General features: G+C 72.8%; 8 protein-coding genes and 1 pseudogene. All 9 read left to right on the forward strand.

Annotation, left to right across the window (positions count from 1 at the left end; genetic code table 11):
• Positions 1 to 222: pseudogene (locus V7Q31_RS14690) on the forward strand (ABC transporter permease); the annotation flags it as partial.
• A gap of 3 nt (positions 223 to 225) precedes the next feature.
• Positions 226 to 1,335, forward strand: a complete 1,110-nt coding sequence (locus V7Q31_RS14695; RefSeq protein ID WP_333834611.1) for an ABC transporter ATP-binding protein — start codon at positions 226 to 228, stop codon at positions 1,333 to 1,335.
• The gene (locus V7Q31_RS14700) at positions 1,335 to 1,997 is read left to right on the forward strand and encodes a TetR family transcriptional regulator C-terminal domain-containing protein (protein WP_333834612.1); all 663 of its coding nucleotides are present in this window, start codon (positions 1,335 to 1,337) and stop codon (positions 1,995 to 1,997) included. Before V7Q31_RS14695 ends, V7Q31_RS14700 begins: the two co-directional genes overlap by 1 nt.
• Positions 1,998 to 2,026: 29 nt before the next feature.
• Positions 2,027 to 3,394, forward strand: coding sequence for a flavin monoamine oxidase family protein (locus V7Q31_RS14705; RefSeq protein ID WP_333834613.1), 1,368 nt, complete (start codon positions 2,027 to 2,029; stop codon positions 3,392 to 3,394).
• Complete coding sequence (locus V7Q31_RS14710) at positions 3,391 to 5,514, forward strand: oxidoreductase (RefSeq protein WP_333834614.1); 2,124 nt, start codon at positions 3,391 to 3,393, stop codon at positions 5,512 to 5,514. Before V7Q31_RS14705 ends, V7Q31_RS14710 begins: the two co-directional genes overlap by 4 nt.
• 23 nt (positions 5,515 to 5,537) lie before the next feature.
• The gene (locus V7Q31_RS14715; RefSeq protein WP_333834615.1) at positions 5,538 to 8,105 is read left to right on the forward strand and encodes an oxidoreductase; all 2,568 of its coding nucleotides are present in this window, start codon (positions 5,538 to 5,540) and stop codon (positions 8,103 to 8,105) included.
• Complete coding sequence (locus V7Q31_RS14720; protein WP_333834616.1) at positions 8,102 to 9,409, forward strand: NAD(P)/FAD-dependent oxidoreductase; 1,308 nt, start codon at positions 8,102 to 8,104, stop codon at positions 9,407 to 9,409. Before V7Q31_RS14715 ends, V7Q31_RS14720 begins: the two co-directional genes overlap by 4 nt.
• A gap of 69 nt (positions 9,410 to 9,478) precedes the next feature.
• Positions 9,479 to 10,954 carry an aldehyde dehydrogenase gene (locus V7Q31_RS14725; RefSeq protein WP_333834617.1) on the forward strand — a complete coding sequence of 492 codons (1,476 nt, stop codon included), beginning with the start codon at positions 9,479 to 9,481 and terminating at the stop codon, positions 10,952 to 10,954.
• A gap of 98 nt (positions 10,955 to 11,052) precedes the next feature.
• The coding region (locus V7Q31_RS14730; RefSeq protein ID WP_333834618.1) for a TorF family putative porin at positions 11,053 to 11,428 on the forward strand (376 nt) is incomplete at its 3' end.

Genomic DNA, 11,428 nt, shown 5'->3' on the forward strand with positions numbered 1-11,428 from the left:
TCCTTCGACGAGTTCGTCATGGCGTTCTTCCTCTCGGGGACCGAGGCGACGCTGCCGATGTACATATGGTCGCAACTGCGGTTCCCGCGCGAGTTCCCCTCGGTGCTGGCGCTGTCGACGATCATCCTCCTCGTCTCGTTCGTCCTCGTCTTCGCCGCGCTCTGGATCGGGCGAGTCGGGCTCGCGCAGACGCGCGACGGGGCCGAAAACGGAGCGCCCTGACCGATGACCCTTCAACCCGGCTTCATCTCGATACGCAACGTCGGCAAGAGCTTCGGGTCCTTCAGCGCCATCGAGGACGTCTCGATGGACATCCGCGAAGGCGAGTTCTTCTCCCTCCTGGGGGCCTCGGGCTGCGGAAAGACCACGTTGCTGCGCATGCTCGCGGGCTTCGAGACGCCGACCCGCGGCGAGATCCTGATTGACGGGCAGCCGATGGCGGGCGTGCCGCCATTCGAGCGCCCGGTGAACATGGTGTTCCAGAACTACGCCATCTTCCCGCACCTCAATGTCCGCGACAACATCGGCTACGGCCTTCGCCGGCTCCGCCTTTCCCGGCGGCGGCGCCACGAGATGATCGACGAGATGCTGGCGCTGGTGCGCCTCGAAGGGTACGGCGACCGCCGCAGCGACGCGCTTTCGGGCGGCCAGCGCCAGCGGATCGCGCTTGCGCGCGCGCTGATCCTGCGTCCCAAGGTTCTGCTGCTCGACGAGCCGCTCGGCGCGCTGGACAAGCAGCTGCGCGAGCAGATGCAGCTCGAACTGCGCCGCCTCCAGCGCACGGTCGGCATCACCTTCGTCTTCGTGACCCACGACCAGGAGGAGGCGCTGACGCTGTCCGACCGGATCGCGGTGATGGCGGGCGGCGCGGTGCTGCAGGTCGACACGCCCGACGGGCTCTACGAGCGGCCGCGCTCCCGCGCGGTGGCGCAGTTCATCGGCACGATGAACTTCCTCGACGGCCGCGTGCTGTCGCGCGCGGACGGCCGCGCCACGCTCGGCGTGGGCGCGCTCGGCGAGATCCGGGTGGCGGCGCCGGAAGGGCGGGCGGCGACGGGCGCGACGGTCTGCGTCGCGATCCGGCCCGAGAAGATCGCTCTGCACAGCGCGGCGCCCGCCTGCGGCCGCGGCGTCGCAGGCGCGCTCGAGACCACCAGCTATCTCGGCGAGCGGTCGCATTTCCGGGTGCGCGTGCGGGGATGCGCCGAACCCGTCGCCGTTTCCGCGCCCAACGCCGACGCGGCGAGCCTGCGCGCGCTGCCCGAGGGCGCGCCTGTCTGGCTGAGCTGGCGCGACGACGCCTTCATCCTGCTCGACGGCCACGGAGACCGATGATGGACGGCGACCAGACGCCCAGGCCCCGGCGCACCGCGCCGAAGGAGGTGCGGCGCCAGCAACTGATCGACGCGACGATCGACACCATCGCCGAACTGGGCGTCTCGCGCGCGACCATGACCGAGATCACGGGCCGCGCCGGGCTTTCCATCGGCATCGTCAACCTGCACTTCGACAGCAAGGACAACCTGCTCAAGGCCACGCTCACCCATCTCGCCGAGGAACTGCGCCTGCGCTGGGGCGCTATCCACGCCGACGCCGCGCTCGGACCGGCGCAGAAGCTGTGGGGCGTGATCGGGGCCGCCTTCGACGCCGACATCGCCACACGCAACAAGATGCGCTGCTGGTTCGGCTTCTTCGGCGAGGCGCGCTATCGCGCCTTCTATCGCGAGATGGTCGCGGCCTACGACGACGAGCGCGCAGCGGTCGTCGAGGCGCTGCTGCGTGACCTCGCCGCCGACGGCGCGCCGCCCGCCGTCGATCCGCACGCGCTGACCCAGTCGCTCGAATGCCTCTCGGACGGCCTTTGGCTCGGCATGATGCTCTATCCCGACTGGGTGGACCCGGACGCGGCGCGCCAGCGGCTGTGGGAACTGCTGTCGTCCCATTTTCCGGCGCGGTTCCCGCCTGGCGCGACCGCCGCGATGGACTCGGTCCGATGAGCCGCCCCAGCCTGACCCGGAGACGATTCATGGTCGCCACTGCCGGCGCACTCGCCGCGACTGCCCCCGCCCGCGCCCCCGCCCGCCCGATGCCGACCGACCCCGACGTGGCGATCATCGGCGCGGGCTCCGCCGGCATCGCCGCCGCGCGGCGGCTGATGGCGGCGGGTCGCAGCGTCGTCGTGATCGAGGCCGCCGACCGGATCGGCGGGCGCGCCTTCACCGAGAGCGCGACCTTCGGCGTCCCCTACGACCACGGCTGCGCCTGGCTGCAGGGGCCGCGCGACCTGCCCCATATGGCGGTCGCGCGCGATCTCGGCTTCGCGGTGGTCGATCATGCGAACGCAGGCGAGGCGTTCTTCATCGACGGCGCGCGCGCCGACCGGTCGGAACAGGCTCGTCTCGACCGCACCACGGCCGCGATCCACGCCGCGGCGGCGCGGGCGGGCGACGTGTCGGTGGCGAGCGTGATCCCGCAAGACCTGCCGCGCTCGGCCGAGGCGCAGACCTGGCTCGCCAACGCATACGCCGTGGACATGGCCGACTGCTCCACGGCCGACATGGCCGCCTACGGCGACTACGAGGTGGATTGCCTGATCCGCGAGGGTCTCGGTGCCCTCGTCGCCCATCTCGGGCGCGACCTGCCGGTGAAGCTCGGCGCGGCTGCGCGCGTTGTGGACTGGAGCGGGCAGGGCGTCCGGGTGGAGACCACGGCGGGAACGGTCGCGGCCCGCGCCTGCGTCGTCACCGTCTCGACCGGCGTGCTCGGGTCCGGCGCGATCCGCTTCAAGCCGGACCTGCCGCCCGCGCAGGCCCAGGCGGCGGCCGATGTGCCGATGGGGCTGCTGACCAAGATCGCGCTCCAGTTCGACGGGGCCCGCTTCGGCCTGCGGGAGAACGACTGGCTGTCCTACGCCCTGCCGCCGGAGATCCCCGCCCGCGCCTGCTACTTCGTCACCTTTCCCGCCGGCCTCGACCTGGCCGTGGGCTTCGTCGGCGGCGCGTTCGCCTGGGACCTCGCGGCCGCGGGCGCCGACGCCGCAATCGATTTCGCGCTCGGCGAATTCGTCGGCGCCGTCGGCTCCGAAGCCAGGAGGCATTTCGTGAAGGGGCACATGACCGACTGGCATGCCAATCCACTGACGCTCGGCGCCTACGCAGCCGCCCGCCCGGGCCGGCACGCCGCGCGCGCCGCGCTCGCGGCGCCGCTGGGCGACCGGGTGTTCTTCGCCGGCGAGGCGCTGGCCGTGCCGCTCGCGGCGCTCTGCTCCGGCGCCCATCTCAGCGGCGAGGCCGCGGCGGATGCGGCGCTGGCCGCGCTCGCCGCCCGCGAGGGCTGCGGCGGCTGCGACGCGCGCGGCCGGCAGCTGCGCCGGCTCGGGGGCGCGGACGAATGAACCGCCCGGCCCCGAAGCCCCGCGCCGCAGGCGCCCCCGCGCCCGCGCCCGGCCGCGACCCGCGCTACGACATCCTGTTCGAGCCGGTGCGGATCGGGCCGGTGACCGCGAGGAACCGCTTCTACCAGGTGCCCCACTGCAACGGCATGGGACGGGCCTACCCGTCCTCCATGGCCGCGATGCGCGGCGTCAAGGCCGAGGGCGGCTGGGGAGTCGTGTGCACCGAGCAGGTGGAGATCCACCACAGCTCCGAGCTTTCCCCCGTCATCGAGGGCCGGCTCTGGAGCGACGAGGACATGCCGGTGTTCGCCAAGATGTGCGACGCGATCCACGCCCATGGCGCGCTCGCGGGCATCGAGCCCTGCTACGACGGTCTGCACACCGCCAACCGCTACAGCCGCGAGATCCCGATGGCCCCCTCGGCCCGGCCGGTCTCCTACCTCGAGCCGATCCAGTGCCGCGCGATGGATCGGGAGGACATCCGCAACGTCCGCCGCTGGCATGTCGAGGCGGCGAAGCGGGCGCGTCGGGCCGGGTTCGACATCGTCTACGTCTATGCCGGCCATGACCTCAGCGTGATCTCGCATTTCCTCGCGCGCCGCTGGAACGACCGCATCGACGAATACGGCGGCAGTCTCGAGAACCGCGTGCGGCTGTTCCGCGAGGTGCTGGCCGACACGAAGGAGGCGGTGGGCGCCGACTGCGGCGTGGCCGTGCGCTTCGCCGTGGACGAGCTGATGGGCCCCGGCGGGCTGACCTGCGACGCGGAGGGGCGCGACGTGGTGGAGATGCTCGCCGAGATCCCCGATCTCTGGGACGTCAACGTCAGCGCCTGGGAGAACGACAGCGCCACCTCGCGCTTCGCGGACGAAGGCTTCCAGAACGACTATGTCGCCTTCGTGAAGGGGGTGACGACCAGGCCCGTGGTCGGCGTCGGCCGCTACACCTCGCCCGACGCGATGGCGTCCCTGATCCGCTCGGGCCGGCTCGACCTGATCGGCGCGGCGCGGCCCTCGATCGCCGACCCGTTCCTGCCGCGCAAGATCGAGGAGGGCCGGATCGACGACATCCGCGAGTGCATCGGCTGCAACATCTGCGTCTCGGCCGATTTCCACGCCGTGCCGATGCGCTGCACCCAGAACCCGACCATGGGCGAGGAGTGGCGGCGCGGCTGGCATCCCGAGCGCATCGCGCCGAGACATGCCGACGAGAGCGTGCTGATCGTCGGCGCCGGCCCGGCGGGGCTCGAGGCGGCGCGCGCGCTGGGCCAGCGGGGCTACCGCGTCACGCTCGCCGAGGCCGGGACCGCGCTGGGCGGGCGCGTCGCGGTCGAAAGCCGCCTGCCGGGGCTCGCGGCGTGGCGGCGCGTCCTCGACCATCGCGCGCTCCAGATCGGCCGGATGCCGAATGTCGAGACCTATCTCGACAGTCGCCTGTCGGCGGAGCAGGCGCTGGAGTTCGGCGCCGACCGCATCGCGATCGCGACCGGCGCGCGCTGGTGCGCCTCCGGCCTCGGCCGCGCCAACGCCGCGCCCATCCCCGTCGAGCCGGGGGCCCCGGTGCTGACGCCCGACGACCTCTGCGCGGGCGTCAGGCCGCCGCCCGGCCCGGCCGTGATCTTCGACGACGACCATTACTACATGGGCGGCGTGCTCGCCGAACTGCTTCGGGCCGAGGGCTTCGAGGTGACGCTGGTCACGCCGGCGGCGGACGTCTCGCACTGGACGCACAACACGCTGGAGCAGCGGCGCATCCAGACCCGGCTGATAGAGCGCGGCGTCGCCATCGTCCCGCTGCACGCCGTGGTCGCCCGGAGCGCCGACGCCGTGACGCTGGCGTGCGAGTACACCGGCCGCCGGCGCGAGATCGCCTGCGCGGGCCTCGTCACGGTGACGATGCGGCGGCCCGTCGACGCGCTGCACCACGAGATCGCCGCGCTGCTCGCCGAGGGCCGGGCCGAGGCCGCGCCGAAGAGCGTGACGCGCATCGGCGACTGTTTCGGCCCCGGCACCATCGCCGCCGCCGTCTACGCCGGCCACCGCTATGCGCGCGAACTGGGCGAGTCGCCGCCGGCCGGCACGCCCTTCCGCCGCGAACTGCCCGCGCTCGCGCGGGACTGACCCCCCACCGGAAGGAGACGCGCGTGAGCCGCGACCCCCGCTACGACATCCTGTTCGAGCCGATCCGGATCGGCCCGGTGACCGCGAAGAACCGCTTCTACCAGGTGCCGCACTGCACCGGCATGGGGTATCTGCGCCCGCATACGCTCGCCGCCATGCGCGGCGTGAAGGCCGAGGGCGGCTGGGGCGTCGTCTGCACGGAATACAACTCGATCCACCCGTCCTCCGACGACCTGCCGCATGTCTCGGCCGCGCTCTGGGACGACAGCGACGTCCGCGCCCATGCCGCGATGACCGACCGCGTGCACGCGCACGGCGCGCTCGCCGGCGCGGAACTCTGGCATGGCGGCGCGCGCAGCCCCAACCTGTTCACGCGCGAGACGCCGATGGACGTGGCGAGCCTGCCCAACCTCGCCGGCCATCCGTTCCAGACCCGCGCGATGGACCGCACGGACATCCGCGACCTGCGGCGCTGGCACCGCCGGGCGGCGCTCAGGGCGCGCGAGGCCGGCTTCGACATCGTCTACGTCTACGCCACCCACGGCTATCTGCTCGCGAATTTCCTCGACCCCCGCGTGAACACCCGCAGCGACGAATACGGCGGTTCGCTCGTCAACCGGGTGCGGCTGGTGCGCGAGCTGATCGAGGAGACCAAGGAGGCGGTCGGCGACCGCTGCGCCGTGGCCGTGCGCTTCAAGGCCGACGAGACCATCGGCGACGATGGCGTGCCCGAATTCGGCGAGCGGCGCGAGATGTTCGCGATGCTGGCCGAGCTGCCCGACCTCTGGGACATCAACGTCGCGGACTATTCGCTCGAGATGGGCGTCTCGCGCTTCACGCAGGAGGGGGCGCTGGAGCCCTACATGAGCTGGGTGAAGTCGGCGACGACCAGGCCTGTCGTGACGGTCGGCCGCTACACCTCGCCGGACGCGATGGCCGCGCTCGTGCGGCGCGGGATCGCCGATTTCGTCGGCGCCGCCCGGCCCTCCATCGCCGACCCGTTCCTGCCGCGAAAGATCGAGGAAGGGCGGATCGAGGACATCCGCGAGTGCATCGGCTGCAACATCTGCTACGCGGGCGACGCCACCGGCACGCCGATCCGCTGCACCCAGAACCCCGCCATGGGCGAGGAGTGGCGCAAGGGCTGGCACCCCGAGCGCGCGCCCGCGAAGGGCTCCGACGCGCGGATCCTCATCGTCGGGGCGGGGCCGGCCGGGCTCGAGGCCGCGCGCGCGCTCGGCGCGCGGGGCTACGCCGTCATGCTGGCCGAGGCCGGGCGCGATCTGGGCGGCCGGGTCACGCGCGAGGCGCGGCTGCCGGGCATGAGCGCCTACGCGCGCGTGCGCGACCACCGCGCGCAGCAGCTGGCGAAGATGCCCAACGTCGAGATCTTCCGCGAAAGCCGCCTCACGGCGCAGGACGTGTTCGACGTGGGCGCGGATCATGTCGCCATCGCGACCGGCGCGACATGGCGGCGCGAGCGTTTCGACGGAAAGGCCTTCGTTCCGGTCGCGGTCGACGGGGCGGAGGTCCTGACGCCCGACGACATCATGGCCGGCCGGCTGCCCGATGGCCCGACGGTCGTGTTCGACGGCGACAACTACTACATGGCGGGCGTGATCGCGGAACGCATCCGCGAGACCGGCCTGCCCGTGACCTATGTCACCGAGGAGGACAGCGTCTCCGCCTGGGCGGGCAAGACCTCCGAGCGCTGGCGCATCCGCACCCGTCTCATGCGGCTGGGCGTGGACATCGTGACCGCCCACGCCCTGACCGCCTTCGACGGCAGGACCGCCACCCTCGAATGCGCCTACACCGGCGCGCCGCTCCGCATCGCGGCGACAGGCGCCGTGCTGGTCGGCCAGCGGACGCCGAACGACGCGCTCCACCGCGAAATCCTCGCCATGGCTGGGGGAGATCCGGCGCGGCTGCCGTTCACCCTCACGCGGATCGGCGACTGCGACGCCCCGGCGATCATCGCAGCCGCGACCTACGCCGGCCGCCGCTACGCGATGGGGATGGACGCCGCCGCGGACCCCGACCAGCCCATGAGGCACGAGCGCATCGACGTCGGCGCGGCGGCGGCCGGCGCCCCGGATGCGGCCTACCGCGAGACGCTGCTGCGCTATTTCGAGGAGGAAGTAGCCGGAGAGGCATGGTTCCGGGCGCTGGCGGCGCGGCTGGCCGATCCGGCGCACAGGCGCGCCATGACGCTGCTCGCCGAGGTCGAGGCGCATTGCGCCGCGATCGTGGCCCCGCTGCTCGCCCGCCATGGCCTGAGGCCGGCCCCGCGCGCGGATCTCGTCGCCAGCGGCGAGGCCGACGCCGCGCGCGGGCCGCAGGACTGGGACGGCATGATCGCGCTCATGCGCGCGACCTTCCCCGGCTTCATCGCCGATTTCCTGCGCCTCGAGGCGATGGCGCCGGAGGCCGACCGGGCCGTGCTGCGGCGGATGACCGAGCACGAGGTCGTCGCCGTCGCCTTCCTCGAAGCCGAGGCCGCCGGCGCGGCGGACAGCGTCGCGCCGCTCCTGCGCTATCTCGCGACGCCGGTCGCCACGCCCCCCATCGACGCGCGCCCGGCCGCATGACCGCAGGGCGGACCATCCCGGGCGAGCGCGCGCCGCTCGCCGCGAGCCTCTGGGCGGCGACGGCCGGCGGCGCGCCGGATCGGCCCGCGCTGGCGGGCGCGGCCGAGGCCGACGTGGTCGTGATCGGCGCGGGCTTCACCGGCCTTTCCGCCGCGCTGCATCTCGCCGAGGCCGGGCGGCGGGTGGTCGTGCTCGAGGCCGGGGGTATCGGCTGGGGCGCCTCGGGGCGCAACGGCGGGCAGGTCAATCCGGGGCTGAAGGCCGACCCGGCAGAGACCGAGGCGCGGCACGGCCCCGATCTCGGGCGTCGCATGGCCGCCGCCGCCGCGGCCGGCGCGGACCTCGTGTTCGACCTGATCGACCGCCACGGCATCGCCTGCGATGCGCGCCGCTGCGGCTGGCTGCGCGCCGCGGCAACCGCGCGCGGCCTCGACGCGCTGCGCGAGACCGGGCGCCAGCAGCGTGCGCGCGGCGGCGCCGTCGACGATCTCGACGCGGAGGGCATGGCGCGGATGATCGGCCGCCGCGCCTATCTCGGCGGGCTGATCGACCGGCGCGGCGGCGTCCTGCATCCGCTCAACTACGCGCTCGGCCTTGCGGCGGCGGCCGAGCGGGCCGGCGCGCGGCTGCACGGCGCATCGCGCGCCACGGCGCTGACCAGCGACGCCGACACCGTGACCGTGACCACGGCGGCCGGGTCGGTGACGGCGCGGCGGGCGTTGATCTGCACCAACGCCTACACCGCCGACTTCGCCGCGCCGCTGGGGCGCACGGTGCTGCCCGTGACCTCGGTGCAGGTCGCGACCGAGCCGCTCTCCGACAATGTGGCCGGTTCGATCCTGCCCGGCGGGCAGGGCGTGTCGGACACGCGGCGGCTTCTGCTCTACTTCCGCAAGGACGCCGCGGGGCGCTTCGTGATCGGGGGTCGCGGCGCGCTGGGCGACGCCGGCGTGGCGCGGCGCCAGCTGGGTCTGCGGCAGCAGGCCGAGCGGCTTTTCCCGCAGTTGCGGGGGGCAGGGTGGCGCCACGCCTGGGGCGGCGACGTGGCGATCACCCGCGACCACCTCCCGGGCCTGCACCGCCTCGCGCCCAACGTCATGGCGGGCCTCGGCTACAACGGCCGCGGCGTCGCGATGGCGACGGTGATGGGCCGGATCCTCGCCGACTGGGCCGATGGGCGGCCCGAGGCGGCGCTCGACTTTCCCGTCACGCCGGTGCGGCCGATCCCGTTACACCGCTTCCGGCGCCTCGGCGTCGGCGCGACGGTCGCCCTGTTCCGGATCCTCGACCGTGTCGGGGCCTGAAACCGTGCCGCCGGGCCGGCGCGGCGTCCGTCGCGATGGTCCGACCCGAGACCGCAAGAGGACCTTTCCATGACCCTGCACGCACAGACCGTCGCCGCGCTCCGGCTGCCGGAGGGCATCCTGATCGACGGGGCCTTCGGGCCCGCCGCGGGCGGCTGCGCCTTCGCCACGCGCAACCCGTTCACCGGCGACACCATCGCGATGGTTCCCGCCTGCGGCGCGGCCGACGTTGACCGCGCGGTCGCCTCCGCGCGGGCGGCGTTCGAGAGCGGCGTCTGGTCGGGGCTGCACCCCTCCGCGCGCAAGGCCGCGATGACGCGCCTTGCCGACCTGATCCTCGAGAACCTTGAGGAACTGGCGGCGATGGAGGCGCTCGACGCCGGCAAGCCGATCACCGACTGCCGCGAGATCGACGTGCCCGAGACCGCGAAGTGCATCCGCTGGCACGGCGAGGCGCAGGACAAGCTCTACGGCCAGATCGCCCCGACCGCGCCCGACGCGCTGGCGCTGATCGTGCGCGAGCCCGTCGGCGTGGTGGCGGCGGTCCTGCCCTGGAACTTCCCGCTGCTGATGATGGCGTGGAAGATCGGGCCGGCGCTGGCCACCGGCAACTCGGTGATCGTCAAGCCCGCCGAGCAGACCAGCCTGACGGCGCTGCGGCTCGGCGCGCTCGCGCTGGAGGCCGGCATTCCGCCGGGCGTGCTGAACGTGATCACGGGCTTCGGACCGGAGGTCGGCGAGCCGCTCGGCCGCCACATGGATGTCGACGCGCTCACCTTCACCGGCTCGACCGAGGTCGGGCGGCGGTTCCTCGAGTATTCCGCCCAGTCGAACCTCAAGGAGGTCTGCCTCGAGATGGGCGGCAAGAGCGCCGCCGTGATCCTCGGCGACGCCGCCGACATCCCGCGCATCGCCGAGATCCAGGGGACGGCGATCTTCTGGAACATGGGCGAGAACTGCACCGCCAACAGCCGGATCATCGCCCACCGGGACGTCTATGACGCGGTGGTGGCGGAAATGGCCAAGGTCGCCGCCGGGTGGCGGCTCGGCGACCAGCTCGACCCGGCCACGCGCAACGGTCCGCTCGTCAGCGCGGAGCACTTCGCGAAGGTCTCCCGCCTCGTCGCCTCGGGCAAGGCGCAGGGCGCGCGGGTCGTCCATGGCGGCGAGGGTGCCGGCGGCCTGCTGTTCCAGCCGACGGTGTTCGCCGAGGTGACGCCCGACATGGAGATCTTCACGACCGAGATCTTCGGCCCCGTGGTCGCCGTGACCCGGGCGGAGAGCGACGAGGAGGCGATCCAGCTTGCCAATCGCACGCAGTATGGCCTCGCCGCCACGCTCTACACCCGCGACGTGTCCAGGGCGCACCGCTACGCCCGCATGCTGCGGGCCGGCACGGTCGGCGTGAACGCCTATTCCGAAGGCGAGATCTCGACGCCTTTCGGCGGCTTCAAGGCGTCCGGCTTCGGCGGCCGCGACAACGGGCTGCACGCCCACGAGCAGTACACCGAGCTCAAGACGATCTGGATCGACCTCACGACCTGATCGCCGAGAGGCCGGGTGGCGCGCGCGCGGAAATCGCCAAACCCCAGCGCGCGCGCCGTCCCGGCGACGACCCAGTCATCAACAGGACGGAGCCTGATATGAACATGCGCATCTTGGTTGCAACCCTCGCGGGGCCGGGGCTGCTCGCGCCCGCCGTCGCCGGGGCGCAGGGCCTTGCCTTCTTCGAGGACAACAGCGTGACGCTGTCCGCCGGCGCGGCGCTGGTGTCGGAATACGTCTCGCAAGGCTTCGAACTGTCGGACGGTTTGGCGCTTCAGCCCTATGCCGAAGTCGGTTTCGGCGGCCTCTATGCCGGTTTCTGGGCCTCAAACGGATCCGAAGACCTGCTCGGGGCCAGCGGCGAATTCGATCTCATCGCCGGCTATCGCGGCGAATACGATATTTTCTACTGGGATCTCAGCTACAACTACTACTTTTTCACTGGCAAGACCTTTGCAGAGGAATATGGAGAAA

Source organism: Rubrimonas sp. (genome assembly GCF_036788415.1).
GTDB lineage: Bacteria > Pseudomonadota > Alphaproteobacteria > Rhodobacterales > Rhodobacteraceae > Rubrimonas.